Source organism: Betaproteobacteria bacterium, from assembly GCA_016720065.1.
Lineage (GTDB): Bacteria > Pseudomonadota > Gammaproteobacteria > Burkholderiales > Rhodocyclaceae > SSSZ01.
In genome coordinates, this window is record JADJXY010000002.1 from 1,289,882 (window position 1) to 1,310,402 (window position 20,521).

General features: G+C 62.0%; 15 protein-coding genes. 8 read left to right on the forward strand and 7 right to left on the reverse strand.

Features of this window, described 5'->3' with window-relative positions; genetic code table 11:
- Positions 1-17 precede the first annotated feature (17 nt).
- Complete coding sequence (locus tag IPM73_09120) at positions 18-5,441, reverse strand: hypothetical protein (GenBank protein MBK8918190.1); 5,424 nt, start codon at positions 5,439-5,441, stop codon at positions 18-20.
- 167 nt (positions 5,442-5,608) lie between these two features.
- On the opposite strand from IPM73_09120, the gene IPM73_09125 reads away from it, so the two are divergent.
- From IPM73_09125 to IPM73_09135, 3 genes are read left to right on the forward strand one after another with little or no spacing between them, the layout of a single operon-like run.
- A complete protein-coding gene (locus IPM73_09125; protein MBK8918191.1) occupies positions 5,609-5,959 on the forward strand; it encodes an IS66 family insertion sequence element accessory protein TnpB in 351 nt (116 codons plus the stop codon).
- Entirely contained in the window at positions 5,959-6,330 is a 372-nt protein-coding gene (tnpB, locus tag IPM73_09130) for an IS66 family insertion sequence element accessory protein TnpB (GenBank protein MBK8918192.1), read from the forward strand. Before IPM73_09125 ends, tnpB begins: the two co-directional genes overlap by 1 nt.
- The gene (locus IPM73_09135; GenBank protein MBK8918193.1) at positions 6,327-7,916 is read left to right on the forward strand and encodes an IS66 family transposase; all 1,590 of its coding nucleotides are present in this window, start codon (positions 6,327-6,329) and stop codon (positions 7,914-7,916) included. The genes tnpB and IPM73_09135 overlap by 4 nt, the downstream gene beginning before the upstream one ends.
- Before the next feature lie 24 nt (positions 7,917-7,940).
- Here IPM73_09135 and IPM73_09140 read toward each other — a convergent pair whose 3' ends face one another.
- On the reverse strand, positions 7,941-8,705 hold the full coding sequence (locus IPM73_09140) for a hypothetical protein (protein MBK8918194.1): 765 nt from the start codon (positions 8,703-8,705) through the stop codon (positions 7,941-7,943).
- A 36-nt stretch (positions 8,706-8,741) separates the two neighbouring features.
- Positions 8,742-9,635: a hypothetical protein gene (locus IPM73_09145; GenBank protein ID MBK8918195.1), complete on the reverse strand. Its 894-nt coding sequence runs from the start codon at positions 9,633-9,635 to the stop codon at positions 8,742-8,744.
- Between the two features lie 735 nt (positions 9,636-10,370).
- On the opposite strand from IPM73_09145, the gene IPM73_09150 reads away from it, so the two are divergent.
- The 4 genes from IPM73_09150 (at position 10,371) to IPM73_09165 (ending at position 14,872) form a co-directional block, all read left to right on the forward strand.
- Positions 10,371-13,685, forward strand: a complete 3,315-nt coding sequence (locus IPM73_09150) for a hypothetical protein (protein MBK8918196.1) — start codon at positions 10,371-10,373, stop codon at positions 13,683-13,685.
- Positions 13,682-14,086: a hypothetical protein gene (locus tag IPM73_09155; protein MBK8918197.1), complete on the forward strand. Its 405-nt coding sequence runs from the start codon at positions 13,682-13,684 to the stop codon at positions 14,084-14,086. Before IPM73_09150 ends, IPM73_09155 begins: the two co-directional genes overlap by 4 nt.
- A gap of 176 nt (positions 14,087-14,262) precedes the next feature.
- Positions 14,263-14,574, forward strand: a complete 312-nt coding sequence (locus IPM73_09160; GenBank protein ID MBK8918198.1) for a type II toxin-antitoxin system RelE/ParE family toxin — start codon at positions 14,263-14,265, stop codon at positions 14,572-14,574.
- The gene (locus IPM73_09165; protein MBK8918199.1) at positions 14,558-14,872 is read left to right on the forward strand and encodes a helix-turn-helix domain-containing protein; all 315 of its coding nucleotides are present in this window, start codon (positions 14,558-14,560) and stop codon (positions 14,870-14,872) included. The genes IPM73_09160 and IPM73_09165 overlap by 17 nt, the downstream gene beginning before the upstream one ends.
- 335 nt (positions 14,873-15,207) lie before the next feature.
- Here IPM73_09165 and IPM73_09170 read toward each other — a convergent pair whose 3' ends face one another.
- Entirely contained in the window at positions 15,208-15,789 is a 582-nt protein-coding gene (locus IPM73_09170; GenBank protein ID MBK8918200.1) for a hydrolase, read from the reverse strand.
- Positions 15,790-15,849: 60 nt separating this feature from the next.
- Between IPM73_09170 and IPM73_09175 the strand changes: the two genes are divergently transcribed.
- Positions 15,850-16,854 carry an AAA family ATPase gene (locus IPM73_09175; protein MBK8918201.1) on the forward strand — a complete coding sequence of 335 codons (1,005 nt, stop codon included), beginning with the start codon at positions 15,850-15,852 and terminating at the stop codon, positions 16,852-16,854.
- A 258-nt stretch (positions 16,855-17,112) separates the two neighbouring features.
- On the opposite strand, the gene IPM73_09180 is transcribed toward IPM73_09175, so the two are convergent.
- Genes IPM73_09180 through IPM73_09190 form a run of 3 tightly spaced genes read right to left on the reverse strand, consistent with a single transcriptional unit; the run spans position 17,113 to position 20,300 of the window.
- The gene (locus IPM73_09180; GenBank protein MBK8918202.1) at positions 17,113-17,667 is read right to left on the reverse strand and encodes a DUF1318 domain-containing protein; all 555 of its coding nucleotides are present in this window, start codon (positions 17,665-17,667) and stop codon (positions 17,113-17,115) included.
- Positions 17,668-17,687: 20 nt separating this feature from the next.
- Positions 17,688-18,998, reverse strand: coding sequence for a homoserine dehydrogenase (locus tag IPM73_09185; protein MBK8918203.1), 1,311 nt, complete (start codon positions 18,996-18,998; stop codon positions 17,688-17,690).
- A 51-nt stretch (positions 18,999-19,049) separates the two neighbouring features.
- Positions 19,050-20,300, reverse strand: coding sequence for a pyridoxal phosphate-dependent aminotransferase (locus tag IPM73_09190; GenBank protein ID MBK8918204.1), 1,251 nt, complete (start codon positions 20,298-20,300; stop codon positions 19,050-19,052).
- Between the last annotated feature and the right edge of the window lie 221 nt (positions 20,301-20,521).

Here is a 20,521-nt window from a genome sequence, read left to right on the forward strand (position 1 = left end):
TGGTCAGCGTGCCATTCTCAAGGTTGGCTCCCAGAGCGTAGCTGCCCCCCCGCCGTGGCGAGGCCCACCTGGATCAGGTCGATGCCTTCCTCGACGTTCTCGATGACGCTGTCGCCCGCATTGTCCAGGACGTAGGTGTCGTTGCCCGCGCCGCCCACCAGCGTATCCGCACCCGCGCCACCGTTGAGGACGTTGGCCGCGGCATTGCCGGTGAGCACGTTGTTCAGGGCATTGCCCGTAAGGTTGAGCAGTACGCTCCCCGTGCCAACAGCATCGAGATTGTCGACTTCGGCACCCAGCGTGACGGTCGCCACCGTGGACAGCACGGTCCCACCACGCAGAACCAAAGTATCTACGCCACCACCCGCTACTTCGGTCACGGTGTCCTGCAGCCCATTGGTCGCCGTCAGGTCAACCACGTAAGCGTCGTTGCCCGCTCCACCCACCAAAGTGTCAACCCCGGCACCACCATCCAATGTGTCGTTGCCCACGCCCCCGTTGAGGGTATTGGCTGCTGCATTGCCATTCAACGTGTTGTCGAGACTGTTGCCAGTTAGGTTAAGCAATGCCTGGACTGTGTGACTCGCATCGAGATTGTCGACGTCGGCACCCAGCGTGACGGTCGCCACCGTGGCCAGCACGGTCCCACCACGCAGAATCAAGGTATCTACGCCACCACCCGCCGCTTCCGTCACGGTGTCCTGCAGCGCATTGGTCGCTGTCAGGTCAACAAGATACGTGTCGTTGCCAGAACCGCCCACCAGTACGTCTACCCCTGTGCCCCCGTCCAGCGTATCGTTGCCAACGCTACCTGAAAGTGAGTCGGCGCCAACCGTTCCAACTAAAACTGCCCCAGCCGCATCCAGCACCGTAGTGTCCCACACCGTGCCGTTGTCGAATTCGACACGCTCGACCTTGTAGCCGCTGGCAGCGAAGTAGTTCGCCACCGTCAGCTTGTCCGTCGTGCCGTTGATCGTGATCACCAGGTCATTGGTCACGCTGCTGCCGCTGATGCTTCGGCTCAGGGTCACTTCCGAAGGAAGCTTGCCGATCACCTTGATGGTGTCGAGGTTGCCCGCCGTGGTGTCGTAGTCGTTGATAACGTCCTGGCCCGCACCCGCGCAGAACAGGTAGGTGTCGTTGCCGGTGTTGTTACCAGCGCCCGGCCCATAGACGGTGGTGGCGGCCGCGTTGCGCAGGTCGATCACGTCGTTGCCCGCCGTGCCGTACAGGGCGCCAGCCGCCGTCGGCAGGATCTGCGCCGCGTCCAATACCGTAGTGTCCCACACCGTGCCGTTGTCGAATTCGACACGCTCGACCTTGTAGCCGCTGGCAGCGAAGTAGTTCGCCACCGTCAGCTTGTCCGTCGTGCCGTTGATCGTGATCACCAGGTCATTGGTCACGCTGCTGCCGCTGATGCTTCGGCTCAGGGTCACTTCCGAAGGAAGCTTGCCGATCACCTTGATGGTGTCGAGGTTGCCCGCCGTGGTGTCGTAGTCGTTGATAACGTCCTGGCCCGCACCCGCGCAGAACAGGTAGGTGTCGTTGCCGGTGTTGTTACCAGCGCCCGGCCCATAGACGGTGGTGGCGGCCGCGTTGCGCAGGTCGATCACGTCGTTGCCCGCCGTGCCGTACAGGGCGCCAGCCGCCGTCGGCAGGATCTGCGCCGCGTCCAATACCGTAGTGTCCCACACCGTGCCGTTGTCGAATTCGACACGCTCGACCTTGTAGCCGCTGGCAGCGAAGTAGTTCGCCACCGTCAGCTTGTCCGTCGTGCCGTTGATCGTGATCACCAGGTCATTGGTCACGCTGCTGCCGCTGATGCTTCGGCTCAGGGTCACTTCCGAAGGAAGCTTGCCGATCACCTTGATGGTGTCGAGGTTGCCCGCCGTGGTGTCGTAGTCGTTGATAACGTCCTGGCCCGCACCCGCGCAGAACAGGTAGGTGTCGTTGCCGGTGTTGTTACCAGCGCCCGGCCCATAGACGGTGGTGGCGGCCGCGTTGCGCAGGTCGATCACGTCGTTGCCCGCCGTGCCGTACAGGGCGCCAGCCGCCGTCGGCAGGATCTGCGCCGCGTCCAATACCGTAGTGTCCCACACCGTGCCGTTGTCGAATTCGACACGCTCGACCTTGTAGCCGCTGGCAGCGAAGTAGTTCGCCACCGTCAGCTTGTCCGTCGTGCCGTTGATCGTGATCACCAGGTCATTGGTCACGCTGCTGCCGCTGATGCTTCGGCTCAGGGTCACTTCCGAAGGAAGCTTGCCGATCACCTTGATGGTGTCGAGGTTGCCCGCCGTGGTGTCGTAGTCAATAACAGTGTCACTTCCCGACCCGACGCTGAAAATGTAAGCATCGTCACCAAGCCCAGAGTAGCCGCTGTAACCATAGAGCACATCATTTCCAGCGCCGCCGTCGATGACATCATTGCCTGCCGTGCCGTACAGATCATCGGCGCCATCAGTACCAGCGACAACAGCCCGTGCCTGGACATCATCGGCAATCCACGTCGTGCCATTGGCGAACGTAATCTGTTCAATCCTTGTGGCAGCAGAGTCATACCAATTCTGAATTGTGATGCGATCGGATGTTCCGCTGATCGCCAGGGTCAGATCTCGCCCCTGAGAAATAACTTTGATGTCATCAGGCAGGTTGTCGGGGCCAAACCGGATAGTATCGATGTTGCCCGCCTGCCAGTCGTAGTCGTAGACCTTATCTTGGCCATCGCCGCGCTGGAAGATATACACATCGTTGCCAGCCCCTCCGCTAAGAACGTCGTTTCCGACGCCCCCCGCTAGCACATCCGCACCGGCACCACCGTAGATTTCGTCATTTCCTTGAAGACCATTGCTTACGTCTGCACCATCGGTGCCGAAAATGTAATCGTATTGATCCGTCGGTGTGGCTGACAGGTTGACGAGTGCGGCAGAATCCCACACGGTCCCATCTGAAAACTCGACTTTTTCGATGCGGCTCGCCGAACCAGAGAACCAGCCCGACACCACGAGCTTGTCCGATGTTCCCTGGATACTGAACGTAAGATTGTTCCAGGCGTCACGAGTCACCCTGACATCGCCGGGTAACACATCTGCATCGAAACACACCTTGTCTTCCGTCCCGTCAGTCTCGTAGATCGTATCCTGCCCCCCACCGCGACCAAAGAGGTAGATATCACTTCCGCTGCCACCGTAGAGGGAATCGTTTCCGCCACCACCGCTGAGTGTATCGTTTCCGGTACCGCCCTCGATTCGGTCGTTTCCATCGCCTCCGAAAAGCACGTCGTCACCAGCGTCGCCGTAAATCTGGTCATCACCGCCGCCGCCAGAGATAGTGTCCACTGTGCTGGTACCAACGAGGTAATCCGCCCCTTCCGTCGGTGTCGAAGCCTTCGCGTTCAAGTCGTCCAACGTCCATACCGTCCCATTGAAGAACTCGACTCTTTCTATCTGTCCGTTGGTTGTAACAAACCAATCTCTCAGGGTAATGCGGTCGGAAGTACCCTGAATCTCGAGATAGAGATTCCGCTCGTCTCGCTTGACCGAGACTTCGCTAGGCGCAATATCGTCGACATACCGAATGGTGTCCGTGTTCCCAGCCGTGCTGTCGTTGTCGAACACCGTGTCCTGTCCGTGGCCACGGCCAAACAGATAGGTGTCGTTCCCCGCACCGCCTTCCAGATTATCATTACCTCCATCCCCGCTGATGACATCGTCACCCGAATTGGCATAGATGATATCGTTCCCGCCGAGGCCGCTAATCGAGTCCGACGCCACGCCACCATAAAATACGTCGGCAAATTCTGTAGCCGGTCTTGCAGTAATTCGCGATTCGAGATCCGCTGGATTCCAAATGGTACCATCCGTAAACTCCACGCGCTCTATTCTCCGGTCTGCGGCGTTCCCGAACCAGTCCCATATAGCAATTCTGTCTTGCGTACCATCTATATTCAAATATAGGCTGTTTGCATCTCGAGTTATTACTACCTCAGAGGGAGAGATATCGCCAAGGAATCGAATTACATCAGTATTTCCAAGTGTCCAGTCGAATTCATAAACATTGTCTTGTCCGAATCCACGCTCAAACAGGTAAATGTCATTGCCTGTGCCGCCATAAATGGCGTCATTTCCAATTCCACCATTCAAAACATCGTCACCATCGAATCCTTCTAACCAGTCGTTTCCGCCTAACCCCTCCAAAATGTCGTTCTTGGATGTGCCGTTAAGTTTGTCATTTCCGCCAGTGGCTACAAGCCCCGACCATAAGCTATCGATAATAGTAGTAACGTCTGACCCAACCCCCTCGAAGGATTGACGGAATTCAGAAGTATTTAATTTATCGAGAAACCCAAGCCCCCTTAGAACCCGCGCAGTCTCGGAAAGCTCTTCTTTACCAGATATTCTATCTTGGGAGATTAAATTATTCAGATACACGGCCACTTCAGATAGGTCGCCAACAAAACTTGCGTTTTCAGCATCCCAGTGATAGCTGATTAGTTCCAGAACTGGCTTAAGCTCCGTTTGAGCGGTGAGGCTTGTATAGTAAGACTCAAAAATATTCTGGTAGGCCGCAAGGATGTTTCGAGATGCGTCTTGGTACGGATTTGGCGAGTCATGTGCCAACTGAATAAACGGCTCACCAATAAATGCCTCGACTGCATACAATTTCCGGGCATCGCCAATGAAGGGCCCACGACTATCTGGGGAATAAGCATCCGCGCCAGACCACTTGAAAAGTATGCTTTCAAGAAGCGCTTCACGCTGCTGAATGGAGGTTGCCGACGAGAACTGAGACACCAGCGATTTCAATTCGCCGCTCGCGTCGGAGGCCATCGCTTGATGTAGATCTCGAACTAATCCATAGCCTGACAGATAGGGTAGCACCGAGACGTCATCCGGGACTGCGACAGTCTCGGTAGCTATCGAATACGTACGATCAACCTTGAACCATACGTCTTCGGCGTTTGCGGTGGTGCCATCCGCTCGAGTGTAGCTGCCAAGCTGCCGGTGATCGTTGCCGTTTTGATCGAGATTACTGCTATTCAAGTACGACGTTGTAATCGACTGCACGCCAACAGCACTCAGGTCGAGCAACTCATCTGGGGCGCTGATACCGTTGCCGTCAACGTCCTTCCAAACACGCAAACTGGTGAATGAGCTATCGGCGGCATCAACTTTACCGTCACGATTCGAATCGAGTTCCGACAGCGCCGCAAAGCCATTTGCGGCTAATGATCCGTTGGTCAGTTTCGTGCGACTGCCAAACAACTCGCTGCCATCATTGATGAAGCCATCTCCATCCCGATCCCAAACGAGCAGGCCATCATCTTTGCCGACCCAGCCCGTTTGTTCAGCAAACCCATCGCCTTCGTGATCGAAGTGCGCGCCGTCTCTCACGCCTGTCGTTTCCACTCCATCGCGATCCAGATCAAGAATGATCGGTGACATTAAGTACTTGGCATTTTGATAGCTGTCTATTGCCGGTTGCAATTCCCCATCCCACTTACGCGCCTCTAAGAAACCCCGAAACAGGTCTTGGTTAATACCGTCTCCAGTTGCCAAATCAAGCGCAAAGTAACCGGTAACCCTACGGCGTTCTTCCGTTCGCGCGCGCGATGACGAGAATTGCTCCCTGGACAAATCACCGACGGGAGCAAGAGCGATGGCAAGACGAAAGCAGGGCAAAGGGTCACGGCGCCCCCCACACGAGTGGGGGAACCTTGTTGGCGAAATTCGACGACAGCGGCCTGGGCGTTGCCGCCTTCTGCCGACGGGAAGCGATCAGTGCGGCGAGCCTGTACCGCTGGCGCCGCCTGCTCGGCGAGGGTGGCGAAGTCGTCGGCCGGGAGACGGCGCCGACATTCGTCGATCTCGGTACGCTGAATTCGGTGGCGACACCCCGGCCACGGATCGATCTCAAGCTCGACCTCGGCGACGGCCTGATCCTGCATCTGGTACGCCACTGATGTTCTTCCCCGAAGGCCAAGTCCGGGTACATGTCTATGGCTGCCCGGTCGACATGCGCAAATCCTACGATGGTCTCTACGCCCTGACGCGCCAGGAACTCGGCCAGGACCCCCTGAATGGCCGGCTGTTCGTCTTCATCAACCGCCGCGCGACCCAGATGAAGGTGCTCTACTGGGACCGCACCGGCTTCTGCGTGTGGGCGAAGCGGCTCGAACAAGGACGATTCCTCTCCGACTGGCGCCGCGTTACCACCCGGGAAATGGACTGGACCGGACTCAAGCTCCTGCTCGAAGGCATCGAGGCGAAAGTCGTCAAGAAGCGCTACCGGCGGCCTTCTGGCGCCGATGCCTGCGGTATAATCAGGGGATGAGTTCGACGCCCACAAGCCGTGTGCCCAGCCTCGCCGAGGCCGCCACCTTCAGCCCGCACCAGGTCGTCGATCTGGTTGGTTCGCTGAGCCGGGAAGTCGACACCCTCAAGCATCAACTCGATTGGTTCAAGCGCCAGGTCTTCGGCCAGAAGAGCGAACGCCGCCTCATCGACGGGGCCCACGGCCAGATGAGTCTGGGCGAGGCCCTCGACGCGGCGCCGACGCCTTCGCCCCCGCCGCCCGAGCGCCCCGTCGCCGCCCATACCCGGCGAATGGCGGCGAAGAAACCCGACACCGGCGACGACAGCGTGCCCTTCTTCGACGAGACCAGGGTGCCGGTCGAAGTCATCGAACTGGCCGCGCCGGAAGCCGCGGGACTCGCTCCGGAAGACTTCGAGGTCATCGGCCACAAGGAGAGCTTCCGGCTCGCCCAGCGTCCGGGCAGCTATGTGGTGCTCAAGTACCGGCGGCCGGTCATCAAGCTCAAGGCGAGCCAGGCCATCGTCTGCCCGGGCGCGCCGGCCGGCGTCCTCGACGGCAGCCGCGCCGATGTGAGTTTCCTCGCCGGCCTCCTGCTCGACAAGTTCGCCTATCACCTGCCGTTCTACCGCCAGCACCAGCGTCTTGGCGACGCCGGCATCACCGTCAGCCGGCCGTGGCTGACCCAGATCGGGCAGCAGGCCATCGCGCTGCTCGAACCGATCTACGATGCGCAATTCGCCTCGATCCGCGCCTCCCGTGTCAAGGCCATGGACGAGACGCCGATCAAGGCCGGCCGCGCCGGACCCGGCAAGCTCAAGCCCGCGTACTTCTGGCCGGTCTATGGCCAGCTCGACGAAGTGTGCTTCCCGTTCTATGAGAGTCGCCGCATCGAGCACGTCGAAGAGGCGCTCGGCCTGACGCCGGTCGAGCGCGGCGTCCTGCTCAGCGACGGCTATACCGCGTACGCGCACTACACCAACAAGACCGGGCTCACCCACGCCCAATGCTGGGCCCACACCCGGCGCAAGCTGTTCGAGGCGCAGGGCGCCGAACCGGAAGCGGCGGCGCGCGGACTGGACTTCATCAGCGGCCTCTACGCGGTGGAAGCCCACATCCGAGACCAGAAGCTCAATGCGGCGAAGAAGCTCGACTATCGCCTGATGCACGCCAAGCCGATTGTCGACCAGTTCTTCGCCTGGGTGAACCAGCAGTTCGAGGCCCAGGGCCTGTTGCCGAGCAACCCGCTGACCAAGGCCCTGGCCTATGCCCGGGAGCGACGATTCGGGCTGGAGGTCTATCTGACCGACCCGGACGTGCCGATCGACACCAACCACCTGGAGCGCGCCCTACGGGCCATTCCGATGGGTCGGAAAAATTGGATGTTCTGTTGGACCGAGCTCGGGGCCAGACACGTCGGCATCATGCAAAGTCTGATCGTGACCTGCCGCCTGCACCAGATCGATCCCTACGACTATCTGGTCGATGTGCTCCAGCGTGTCGGCCAGCATCCGGCCAGTCAGGTCCACGAACTCACGCCACGGCTGTGGAAGCAGCGCTTCGCCGAAAATCCCCTCCGTTCCCCTTTGCATAGCCTTCAGGCGTAGGAAAGAACGCCCGGTAGTTACCGGTTACAGCGCAAACGACCAGCCATAGAATAGGCTCCCAACGATGGAAGCGCTCGCTTTAGCCAGCGCCGCAATCGAAGGGCTGTTTGTTGCATCGAAGACTCTGTCACCAAATGTGCTTGCAACTTTGTCAAATTGAAGCCCCAATGCACCAACGACGTCAGCATATGTCTCCAGGTTATCGAGCCGCAGCAACCAGCTCCGCGCCTTGTCCGCATTCTCGGGAGATGTGATCGCGGTATTGATGCTCATTGAGACGTACGTCCCGACCGACAAGGAGGCCTCAGCCACAGGGTCGCCGGCCGCGTTGAGTACTTGCTGCCAATATGCCTGCCTTGCAGCGCTATCCACAATGATTTCGAAGGGCGTATTCAGCGTCCACGCATCGGCACTAAGATGATGATTTTGGAACACATCGCTGTGAAAACTCCATGCTTCGTCTGCGGTAATATCCCGAGACACCGTATCAGTGGTCGAATTATCCAATTGCTGTTGCAGCGCCCTCAGGTATCCATTGGCCATGTCACCCCGGATAGAGTTCACCTCAGCCTCGGAAAGGGTATGTCCCTGCGCTTGTGCCGTGTTTTCCATGAACTCCAAAGCAATCAACCCCGCCGGGGAATCGCCCCTCGCCACACCGTTTGCCAATCGGGCGTACTGATAGCCTTGAGCGGCGAGGTAGTCATACATGCCGGACACCCGTCCCTGATCCAACAGGCTACGCGCGTAATCCAAATTATTCTGGGTCAACACATTCGGGGTGGCCATTGCGGCATCTCCTCTGAGCGGATCGGACTTTCTTGGTTATGAGGCAGGAATCTGGAAGGAAAGTAAGAGTGATTTCACTTGAGCTTCAATTTGCCGCCACTGTGGCAACCAGTTGGCCGTGTATGTAACGACCACATCAGATTTAAGTTCGTGGAGTTCAAAACTGTGCCGGCACAGGTGAACTGCGCGAGGATCCGGCAAGGCGCCGTGGCCACATTCGATTAGGGAGTTGACCCGATGATCTCTGTCACCTTCCCAGTAAAGCGCTTTGTTCCATATCCTCGACTTTTCTGCGCCAGGCCCAATTGGAATTGCTGGATTCAGACCTGATTGAACATCCGGCATGATGACTTCATAGTGGATGCCTTTCGGAATGCCATATCGCTCTGGATGATTTAGATAGCCGTTAAGTATTCGTGCAAGCCCGTTATCCACCTGTGGCGTGGCCGCTAATTTCTGTGTATCGGCACTAGAAGATGGTTTGAAATTTCGCGCTACCAAGGCCACACGGAACCAGTCGTGAGCGCCGGGCTCGCGCAAACTCGCCAGATAGCTTTTTTCATTGTCCGGCAATCGCGGCTTGAACTCCGGCCATTGCACATAGACGGCGAAGTTGCTGATCTGGCTGTCGAACGTACGCACCGGCTGCTCCTGGCCAGGTGTCCATACGCTCTCACCGTCGTATTCCACAGGGAAGAATAAATAGTGCTCAGGGATATTCAGGCGAACCCCGTGAATACTTCCAGTCCTAGATGGAACTTCTTGTGTGTAAGGACCAACCGGTACCTTGTGTCGGGACTCAAGCCGTGCAGCCAGTAAATTCCAACCAGCGGAAATTACGGCCAAAAGTCCTGCAAGCACGAGGGTGAGCAAGCCTACCATTAAGAGCCCACGCCTGCGCTTTACATATGATTTTGGAATTGCTTTCATCTCGTTGACCTCAATAAACCGTGGACATGGATCGGCAGTAGTGAACCCGGCCCCTGAGCCGGGGTTTCAGAGCTTAGCCGTCATAATTGCTTGAGTCCCACCATGTTCATCCGCACATTTTCATCCCAGTCAGCCCGCTTGCGCTTGAAGCGCGGGCTGCACTTGTCCGGGAAGCGGATGAGGCTGCCAAACAACTCGCTGCCACCATTGATGAAGCCTTCTCCATCCCTACCCCAAACGAGAATCCATGCGCGACCAGATGAGCAAAACGCTCGCTTTAGCAACTTGCCTGTCCCATATCCAGCCCATTAATTAAGGACATATGATTAATGCCGTCGACATCCGTCGCCTGCCAAATATTGTTCTAGACACGTTCCGATTGGCAAGAAAAGTTGCGGCATCCTAGTCGATCTGCTATTCCACGACAATATATGCCAAAAGGCGTATGTCCTGCGGGAATGTGGATACCCTCCTATGAGCGCCTGGGTTTACAGGCAAGCTCATGCTGCGAATGTGGTCAGTACGCCCGATGCCGTGGCGTCGCTCCAGGAGACACAGGAGACACTCCGCAAGCGGCGCGCCTCTGGTCCAAAGGGGTCAGAGATATCCGCTTGGTAATCGATAACCGCAGGCCCGTTCTTCCCTTTGTCAGGGCGATGAGGAGAATGGGTTCCGAGAGCAATCACCTCTGGGAGCAAGAGTGATGTCGGCAAAATTACGGAGCGAGAGTGCACGGTGGAGCCGGCAGGCCAGCCCCTCAGCTGGGACGCCCGGGGCACCGCCACCAGCACCTGGAAGATCCCCGCCGCCGCCAAGCGGGGCCGCTACATCGTCATGCTCATCGGCGGCGACCGCAACCGGGAGGAGAGCGGCGAATTCCGCGTTTCCGATTTCCGCCTGCCGGTCTTCGCCGGCAGCATCCAAGGCGTGCCGCCCCGGCAGGTGGCGCCGAAGGAAGTACCCCTGGCCCTCGGCCTCTCCTTCCTCAACGGCGGCGGCGCCAAGGGGGTGGAAACCGAGGTTTCCGCCACCCTGCGGCCACGCTGGCCGGAGTTCAAGGGCTTTGAGGCCTTCCGCTTCCAGGTGGATTTCGACCAGGAGGGCCTCGGCGCCTTCGCGGTGGATAGCGGCCGGGAGAGCGAACAGCTCATCTCCGACAAGGTGCCCGTCACCCTCGACAAGGCGGGGGCCGGCAAGCTTTCCGTCACCCTGCCCGAGCGGGTCAAGGGGCCGAGCGAGGTCTACGCGGAAATGACCTTCCCCGACCCCAATGGCGAAATCCAGACCATCCACGGCACCGTCGAACTGTGGCCGGCCGCCGTGACCGCCGGCATCCGGGTCAAGGACTGGGTGGCGGCCAAGAGCCAGGGCGGCGTGGAAGTCGCCGTCCTCGACACGGCGACCAAGAAACCCCGGCCCGACGTGGCGGTGAAAATCCTCGCCAAGCGCCGCATCGACTATTCCCACAGGAAGCGCGTCGTCGGCGGCTTCTACGCCTACGAGCACCATACCGAATTCGCCGACCTCGGCGAGCTGTGCGCCGGTCGCACCGACTCCCGCGGCCTCCTGCTGTGCGAACCCAAGGTCGAGGTCGCCGGCAACGTCTATCTCCTGGCCGAAGCCAGGGACGCCCAGGGCAACGTCGCCCGGGCCGGCACCAGCTACTGGGTGGCCGGGAGTGGTGGCAACTTCGGGGACACCTGGTTCACCGCCGGCAACCAGGACCGCATGGACGTCATCCCCGAAAAGCGCAGCTACGCCCCGGGCGAGAAGGCGCGGCTCCAGGTACGCCTGCCCTTCCGCGAAGCCACCGCCCTGGTCTCCGTCGAGGCCGACGGCGTCATCGACACCTTCGTGCAGCCGCTCAGCCGCTACAAGCCGTACATCGACCTGCCGGTGAAGGCGGAATGGGGCCCCAACGTCTTCGTCTCGGTACTGGCCGTGCGCGGGCGGGTGCAGCCGGTGAAGTGGACTTCCTTCTTCGACTGGGGCTGGCGCGAGCCCATGGCCTGGTTCAAGGAATGGTGGAACCCTACACTGCCCACGGCCATGGTCGATCTGGCCAAGCCCGCCTACAAGGTGGGCCTTGCCGCCCTCGATGTGGGCATCGACGGCTTCCGCCTCAAGGTCGATGTCGCCCCGGAAAAGGCCGATTACCGCCCCCGGGATACGGCCAAGGTGCGCGTCAAGGTCACCCAGCCCGACGGCAAGCCGGTGCCGGCGGGCACCGAGGTGGCCCTGGCCGCGGTGGACCAGGCCCTGCTGGAACTGCGTCCCAACGAGAGCTGGAAGCTCTTGGAAGCCATGCTGCCACGGCGCGGCTACGAAGTGCAGACCGCCACCGCCCAATCCCAGGTCATCGGCAAGCGCCACTTCGGCAAGAAGGCCGTGCCCCCGGGCGGCGGCGGCGGCCGCGCCCCGGCCCGCGAATTGTTCGACACCCTGCTCCTGTGGAACCCCCGCGTGGTGCTGGACGGCAGCGGCAGCGCCACGGTGACCGTGCCCATCAACGACTCCCTCAGCGAATTCAAGGTGGTGGCCGTGGCCGCCGCCGGCACCAGCCTCTTCGGTACCGGCAGCGGCAGTTTCCGCACCAGGCAGGATCTGCAGATGATCTCCGGCCTGCCGCCCCTGGTGCGGGAGAAAGACCGCTTCGCCGCCCTGCTGACGCTGCGCAACGGCACCGCCAAGCCCATGACCGTGCACCTCAGCGCCAAGGCGGGCGGCAAGACCCTGGAAGCCAAGGACGTCAAGCTCGAAGCCGAGGGCGCCGCCGAAGTCGCCTGGAACGCCGAAGCCCCCGACAACGCCACCGCCCTCGACTGGGAGTTCGAAGCCGACGACAGCGCCAGCGGCGCCAAGGACCGCCTGAAGATCACCCAACAGGTCGCGCCTGCCGTCCCGGTGACGGTGCAGCAGGCCAGCTTCGCCCGCATCGAAGGCAAGCTCGAATTGCCGGCGGTCCTGGCCGCCAACGCCCTGCCCGGCCGCGGCGGCATCGAAGTCGGCCTCTCCCCGCGCATTTCCACGCCGCCGCCCGGGTTGAAGCGCTTCTTCGAGGAATACCCCTTCGTCTGCCTGGAGCAGAAAACCTCCGTCGCCATCGGCCTCAGAGACGAGAAGCGCTGGCAGCAGGTGGTCGAAGCTCTGCCCACCTACCTGGACGGCAACGGGCTGGCCCGCTATTTCCCCGGCGACCTGCCCGGCAGCCCCAGCCTCACCGCCTACCTGCTGGACGTGAGCCAGGCCGCCGGCTTTGCAATCCCGCCGGACATCGCCGGGCGCATGGAGAAAGGCCTGCTGGCCTTCGCCGAGGGTCGCATCAAACCCGAGCACTGGGCGCCCACCAACGACCTGACGGCAAGGAAACTCAGCGCCCTGGAAGCCCTCACGCGCCGCGGCCACAAGCCCCTGGGCGTCATCACCAGCCTCGACCTGGAGCAGCCCATGCGCCTGCCCACGGCCGCCCTCATCGACTGGGTTCTGGTCGCCAGGCGCCTCACCGAACTGCCCGACCGCGCCCCGCGTCTGGCCGCCGCCGAGCAGGAAATCCGCAATCGCCTGAGCTACCAGGGCGGGCGCCTGGCCTTCACCACTGAGGCCAGCGACTATTGGTGGTGGCTCATGGTCAGCGGCGACAGCAACGCCTTCCGGCTCATCGAGGCCGTCATCGACGAACCGGGCTGGAAGGACGACCTGCCGGCCCTCGTCCAGGGCGCCATGCTGCGCCAGGTGCGCGGGCGCTGGGTGACCACCACTGCCAACGTCTGGGCCACCATCGCGCTGGAGGCCTTCGGCAAGAAGTTCGAGAAGGAAACCGTCGCCGGCGCTACCCGCGCCGCCCTCGGCAAGGGCACTCCGGTCAGCCACGCCTGGTCGGCCGGCGATACCGCCACCCTCACCCTGCCCTGGCCCGCCAAGCCCGCTGCCGACGACAAGCTGGCGATCTCCCACGAAGGCAGCGGCAAGCCCTGGGCCAGCGTCCAGGTGCTGGCCGCCGTTCCCGTCACTGCCCCCGCACCCTGGGCTACCGCATCAAGCGGGAAGTGACGCCGGTGACCCGGAAGGTGGCCGGCAAGACCAGCCGTGGCGACGTCCTGCGGGTTCGCCTCAGCGTGGAAGCCGACCAGGACATGGCCTGGGTGGTGGTCAACGACCCCATCCCCGCCGGCGCCCGCATCCTGGGCGACGGCGACGGCCGCGACTCCCACATCGAGAGCCGCAACGACGGCACCCGCGGCAACGCCTGGCCGGCCTACGTCGAACGCACTTTCAGCGCCTACCGCGCGTACTACGCCCGCGTGCCCAAGGGTAACTTCTCGGTGGAATACACGGTGCGCCTCAACAACGCCGGCGACTTCGCCCTGCCCGCGACAAGGGTGGAAGCGATGTATGCACCAGAGGTTTTCGGGGAGGTGCCGGGGGGGCGGATCACGGTGGAGAAGGAATGAGGATGATGCTTGCTGTATTTTTGCCGCCGGGGATTTCTGGGTGGTCGGCGGCGGATAGGCGAGTCCGTCGGTGGGCAGGGGGTGCCGGGGGTAGAAACTTCACGATGATGTCCATTTCGTTCGGCCTCTTGAACTATGGGCTGGACGTCTATGCGCCTTAGGCGTATAGCGACACAATGCATACCTTAGTCGAAACGTTGCTGTTCCAGCGGCAGTGGCCGCTCTACTGGACCGAAGAGGAACGCGGCGCGTTCGCTGCGTATATCGCGGAACACCCCACCGCCGGAAATGTCGTGCCCGAGTCCGGTGGTATCCGTAAGGTACGTTGGGGAAGAGCAGGCTCGGGCAAGTCGGGCGGTGTGCAGGTGATCTGCTTCACTCGCAACGCAGAAGGTGAAGTGGTCTTGCTCACGCTGTATGCGAAGTCGAAAACCGATAACCTCACCGGCCCCAAGTTAAAGGAGATTCGCCGTGTCCTCGAAGAGTAAGCCCCTTACGAAGTCCGAGTTGGCAGCCCATGAAGCCAAACGCGACCTTGCTGCCGACCTGTTGCAGTCAGTGCGCGAAATGAAGGCTGGTCAAGTTCATGTTGTTTCATCGCCTGTCATTGAGGCGCGAAGGAAAACTGGCCTATCTCAGTCCCAATTTGCAGCGCTCATTGGCGTATCTGTTCGCACCTTGCAAGGTTGGGAGCAAGGCCGCAAACAACCGAGCGGTGCTGCTCGAACTTTGCTGGCTATCGCGAGCACAAATCCCAAGGCAGTATTGGCTGTTGCGGGTAGGTAGCGTGCGCCAGAGGCCGAAGTCGTTCCAGGGGACGCGCCGCGATGAAGCTACGTCGCGCCCGTGAACTTCGACGTTAAGCGTCGGATGAGGCAATCAAATGCAGTTTGAAGACAACGGCAACGGCGGCACTGAAGCCACCCCCAGGGTCCAACAATCCCAATTGCTCCAGAGGAAAAGGCCACGTCACTCCCGAGTCTGCGTTTCTGAACCCACCCGTTCCCCCTGGAAACACGGCCATCCCCGCTCAGGTGGCAAGTAGCGAGGGGCCACACCCCCCAAGGTTCCGAAACCCCTCCCCTCTCCCACCAGGAGTGAACATCGCACTACCGCGTGGTTCAAGTCAGGCGCTTGATGCGTCCGATCACGGTGCGAAAGGCCGGATGGTCGGCGTGGCCCAGCCATTCGAAGAGGACCATTTCCGTCGTCACCACCCCCACTCCCGCCTGGCGCAGGCGATCGAGCCCGATGCACCTGTCCTCCGGATGACGGGATCCCACGGCGTCCGCGGCCACCCGGCAGTCGTAGCCCTCGGCCATGAGGCCCAGGGCGCTTTGCAGGACGCAGACATGGGCTTCCATCCCCGCCACGATGATCTGGCTGCGGCCAGACCGCCCGAGGGCCTCGGGCAATGCCGCCTCGTCCATGCCCGAAAAATGGCGCTTCCCCACCACCTGGGAGGGCGTCACCGTTTCCCGCAGCAGTGGCAATGTCTCGCCCAGGACTTCAGGGCAGTGCTCGGTGGCCAGGACCGGAACACCCAGTTCCCTTGCCGATTCTGCCAGGGCGAGGCAGCGGGCGACGATGCCTTCGTGACCGTCGATGCGCGGCGCGAGCCGCAGTTGCACGTCGATGAGGAGGAGCAAGGAGCGCTCCGCCTGCAGGATGCCTTCTTCACAGCGCAGGTCCTTGTCTGTCATGGTCATCGTCTCCGGCCCCGGGTTACACTGGCCTGCCAGCATACACCCACGCCCGAGGCCATGAATCACGCGACCGCCGTCCCCACCCCCAGCGCCATCGTCCGCCACCTGGACGCCTACGTCATCGGGCAGGAGGAAGCCAAGAAGACGGTTGCCGTCGCGGTCTATGCCCACTACCGCAAGATCGACCTCGCCCGCCGTAGCGGCAGTGCCCTGAGCAAGAGCAATCTGCTGCTGGTGGGCCCCTCGGGAACCGGCAAGACTCTGCTGTGCGAAACCCTGGCCGGCTGCCTGGGCGTGCCCTTCGTGACCGCCAGTGCCACCTCCCTGGCCCAGACCCGCTACGTGAACGACGAAATCGAGGCCATGCTGCGCCGCTTGGCGGACAAGGCGGGGGGCGACGACGGCCTGGCCGGGCGAGGCATCGTCTTCATCGACGAAATCGACAAGCTGCGGGCCCCCGCCGGCGAATCCCGCGGCACTTCGGGGGAAAATGTCCAGCACGCCTTGCTCAAGATCATGGAAGGGACGCCGGTCAAGCTTGAGACCGGCCGCTTCGTGGATACCACCGACATTCTTTTCATCTGCGGCGGGGCCTTCGTCGGCCTGGAGCACATCATGGCCCAGGGCCGCAGCCTGGGCTATATCGGTGCCAGCGGCGCCGACGACGAGGCGGTTCTGGAACGCCTGAACCGGCGCATCAAACCCACCGATCTGTTCGAATTCGGCCTCATCCCGGAATTCACCGGCCGCCTGCCGGTGGTGGCGCGCTTCGATGCGCTGGGGCGCGACCGGCTGGTACGCATCATGACCGAACCCACCAACGCCATCTACCGCCAGTACGTCGAAATCCTGCGCGACCAGGGCGTCGAACTGACTGTGGCGCCGCCGGTCTTCGAGCAGATCGCCGACATCGCCCTCGAATACAAGACCGGTGCCCGGGGCCTGCGCGGCGTCTTCGAGGAAATGATGGCCCCCGTGCTCTACGCCGTGCCGGACCACGCGGAAATCCGGCGCGTCAACATCGAATCACTCTTCGCGCCCCCGCGTTTTTTTCGCAATTGACACCGGAGGCGCCCGGCGGGAGAGGCCTAGTGGTCAGTCAGATAGGTTTGCGTCGATGCCGAGGCGCGCATCCGCGCCCCGATCGCGCGAAGCGAACCGCAGCCATAGCCGAAGCCATGGCGAGGATGAGCGACGAGCGGGGATGCGGGGCGTGCCGAACATAGCTGAACCTATCTGACTGACTACTAGTGCGAACGAATCCGGCGGAGTTTCCTCAAGCGCGCACAGAACGGCCTCCTGCGTGCGCCCCGCAAACAATCAGGGTTTGGCGCCGCCTTGGCGCCAGACGCCGGATTCCTGCAGAACCCACCAGTCGGGCGACCCCTGCTCCACCCATTCCTTGCCGAAGCTGAAAGAGGCATAGGGCAGCCAGGCGGCCAGGCTGTCGCCGCCGTGGCCGACTTCCTTGGCGGCCCGGTTGTAGAGGAAGGCGCGGAAGCGATTTTCGTCCCACAGCACCTTCTGGACCTCGGCGGCCCGGGAGCCCTCCCGCAGGGCAACGAAGCCGGAGGCGGTGTTGCCGATGACGCCCTGGTCGAGCCAGGGCTTGAGGCGGGGATGATGGTCCCGCACCTGCCGGATGGCGGTGCTGGTATCACCGCCGGAGTAGAGCAGCTTGTCGATTTCGCCGTCCGGCGCCTGGGCGTACACCAGGGCCACCACCTGCCTGGCTTCGATGAGGGTACCGGCGGCGGCGGTCTGGACATTGACGTTGTGTATCCGCGTGCTTTCGCAGCCCGCCAGAGCGGCCAGGGCCAGGGCGATTGCCAGGCGCCGACGCCCCGGACGCAATGCCAACAAGATGGTACTCACTCCCGGGGTTCCCATGGCGCCTACTGCAACTCTTCCAGGCGGATGCGCTTGACCTTGCCCTTTTGTGCCGGCAGGGCCTCGATCTTGGCGATGGCGGCGTCGGCAGCGCTTTCCTTGCACACGTGGGTGAGGATGATGATGTCGGTCTCCCCCTCGCCCTCCTCCGGCTCCCGCTGCAGCATGGCGTCGATGGAGATGGCCTGATCGGCCAGGATGCGGGTGACGTCGGCCAGCACGCCAGGCTTGTCTTCCACGCGCAGGCGCAGGTAGTAGCCGGTCTCCACCTCGCTCATGGGCAGGATGGGCAGGCTGGACATGGCATCCGGCTGGAAGGCCAGGTGCGGCACGCGGTGCTCGGGGTCGGCGGTAGCCAGACGGGTGACATCGACAATATCGGCGATGACGGCCGATGCGGTCGGCTCGGCACCGGCGCCCTTGCCGTAGTAGAGGGTGGCGCCGACGGCGTCGCCCTTGACCAGGACGGCGTTCATGGCGCCCTCGACATTGGCGATGAGGCGCTTGGCCGGCACCAGGGTGGGATGCACGCGCAGCTCGACACCATTGGGGCGACGCTTGGCGATGCCCAGGAGCTTGATGCGGTAGCCCAGCTGCTCGGCGTACTTGATGTCGGCGGCCTCCAGCTTGGTGATGCCTTCCACGTAGGCCTTGTCGAACTGCACCGGGATGCCGAAGGCGATGGAGGCCAGGATGGTGGCCTTGTGGGCGGCATCCACGCCCTCGATGTCGAAGGTGGGGTCGGCCTCGGCGTAGCCCAGGCGCTGGGCTTCGGCCAGCACGTCGGCGAAGGACAGGCCCTTGTCCCGCATCTCGGAGAGAATGAAGTTGGTGGTGCCGTTGATGATGCCGGCGGCCCATTCGATGCGGTTGGCGGTGAGGCCTTCGCGCAGGGCCTTGATGATGGGGATGCCCCCGGCCACGGCGGCCTCGAAGGCCACCATGACGCCCTTGTTCTGGGCGGCGGTGAAAATCTCGGTGCCATGCACGGCGAGCAGCGCCTTGTTGGCGGTGACCACGTGCTTGCCCTTGGCGATGGCCTGCATGACCACTTCCTTGGCCACGCCGTAGCCGCCGATCAGCTCGACGACGATATCGACTTCCGGGTCGTTCACCACCGCGAAGGCGTCGTCGGTCACGGCGCATGCGCCGCCGGTGACCTGCCGGGCCAGCGCCACATTCTTGTCGGCCACCACGGTAATGCGAATCGGGCGACCAGCGCGACGGGTGATTTCTTCCGCATTGCGATTGAGGACGGTCCAGGTGCCACCGCCGACGGTGCCGATGCCGATAAGGCCAACATTGATGGGTTTCATGTGCGTTGAGAAGGGTGAAGAGTGAAGGGAGAAGGGTGAAGTCCGGGGGTGCTACGCTTTTGCTACGGTGCGGGTATCGGTGCCATGGCGCTTGCGATAACCTTCCAGGAAGCGGGCGACGCGGCCGATGGCCTCCCGCAGATCGTCTTCGTGGGGCAGGAAGACCAGGCGGAAGTGGTCCGGATGCGGCCAGTTGAAGCCGGAGCCCTGCACCAGCAGCACCTTTTCCTCCTGCAGCAGCTCCTGGATGAAGGCCTGGTCGTGCTTGATCGGGTAGATCTTGGGGTCCAGCCTGGGAAACATGTACAGCGTGGCCTTGGGCTTGACGCAGGAAACACCGGGAATGGCCGTGATCAGCTCGTGGGCGAGGTCCCGCTGGCGGCGCATGCGGCCGCCTTCGGCCACCAGGTCATCGATGCTCTGGTAGCCGCCCAAGGCGGTCTGGATGCCGTGCTGGCCCGGCGCATTGGCGCACAGGCGCATGGAGGCCAGCATGTCCAGGCCCTCGATGTAATCCCTGGCGTGGCGCTTGTCGCCGGAAACCACCAGCCAGCCGGCGCGGTAGCCGCAGGAGCGGTAATTCTTGGAGAGGCCGTTGAAGGAAATCATCAGCACGTCCTCGGCCAGCGACGCGATGGCCGTGTGCTTGGCCCCCTCGTACAGCACCTTGTCGTACACCTCGTCGGCGTAAATGATCAGGTGGTGCTGGCGGGCGATATCGATGATCTCGTGCAGCAGGTCATCCGGATACAGTGCCCCGGTGGGGTTGTTGGGGTTGATGATGACGATGGCCCGGGTGTGGGCGTTGATCTTGCTGCGGATGTCGTCGAGGTCCGGCAGCCAGCCCTTGGACTCGTCGCAGAGATAATGCCTGGGCGTCCCGCCGGAAAGGCTGATGGCCGCCGTCCACAGCGGATAGTCCGGCGCCGGCACCAGCACCTCGTCACCGGCGTCGAGCAGGGCGTTCATGGCCATCACGATCAGCTCGGAAACCCCGTTGCCGACGTAGATATCGTCCAGGGTCACCCCCTTGATGCCCTTCTGCTGGGTGTAATGCATGATCGCCTTACGGGCGGCGAAGATGCCCTTGGAATCGGTATAGCCGGCCGCGTTGGGCAGGTTGCGGATGATGTCCTGCTGGATTTCCTCGGGCGCGTCGAAGCCGAAGGCGGCCAGGTTGCCGATGTTCAGCTTGATGATCTTGTGGCCTTCCTCCTCCATCTGCTTGGCCTTCTGCAGCACGGGGCCGCGGATGTCATAGCAGACGTTGGCGAGTTTGGCGGATTTCTTGACGTGTTTCATGCAAATGTCCCAAGGGGGAATGTGAAGCGCAAGCGGTTGTGGCGTAGCGACCCTGACCCCTCGCAGCGCCGCAGAGAGCACGGCAAGCCCTGCAGGGCGGCACCACCAAGCCGGGAGCAGGCCAGGAGCAAGGGCTCGGAGCTTCCTGGGGCAAAGGTATAATCCTACTGTAAGCCATGGTGCACCGCAATTTCGGGCGTTCCGCCCGGAGCGGCGCCCCC

Coding starts and splice junctions, on each gene's coding strand:
- IPM73_09160 (MBK8918198.1), top strand. CDS start 14,263: ATGCATACCTTAGTCGAAACGTTGCTGTTCCAGCGGCAGTGGCCGCTC.
- tnpB (MBK8918192.1), top strand. CDS start 5,959: ATGTTCTTCCCCGAAGGCCAAGTCCGGGTACATGTCTATGGCTGCCCG.
- IPM73_09140 (MBK8918194.1), bottom strand. CDS start 8,705: ATGGCCACCCCGAATGTGTTGACCCAGAATAATTTGGATTACGCGCGT.
- IPM73_09120 (MBK8918190.1), bottom strand. CDS start 5,441: ATGTCACCGATCATTCTTGATCTGGATCGCGATGGAGTGGAAACGACA.
- IPM73_09175 (MBK8918201.1), top strand. CDS start 15,850: ATGAATCACGCGACCGCCGTCCCCACCCCCAGCGCCATCGTCCGCCAC.
- IPM73_09170 (MBK8918200.1), bottom strand. CDS start 15,789: ATGACAGACAAGGACCTGCGCTGTGAAGAAGGCATCCTGCAGGCGGAG.
- IPM73_09190 (MBK8918204.1), bottom strand. CDS start 20,300: ATGAAACACGTCAAGAAATCCGCCAAACTCGCCAACGTCTGCTATGAC.
- IPM73_09125 (MBK8918191.1), top strand. CDS start 5,609: ATGACGAGAATTGCTCCCTGGACAAATCACCGACGGGAGCAAGAGCGA.
- IPM73_09135 (MBK8918193.1), top strand. CDS start 6,327: ATGAGTTCGACGCCCACAAGCCGTGTGCCCAGCCTCGCCGAGGCCGCC.
- IPM73_09185 (MBK8918203.1), bottom strand. CDS start 18,998: ATGAAACCCATCAATGTTGGCCTTATCGGCATCGGCACCGTCGGCGGT.
- IPM73_09145 (MBK8918195.1), bottom strand. CDS start 9,635: ATGAAAGCAATTCCAAAATCATATGTAAAGCGCAGGCGTGGGCTCTTA.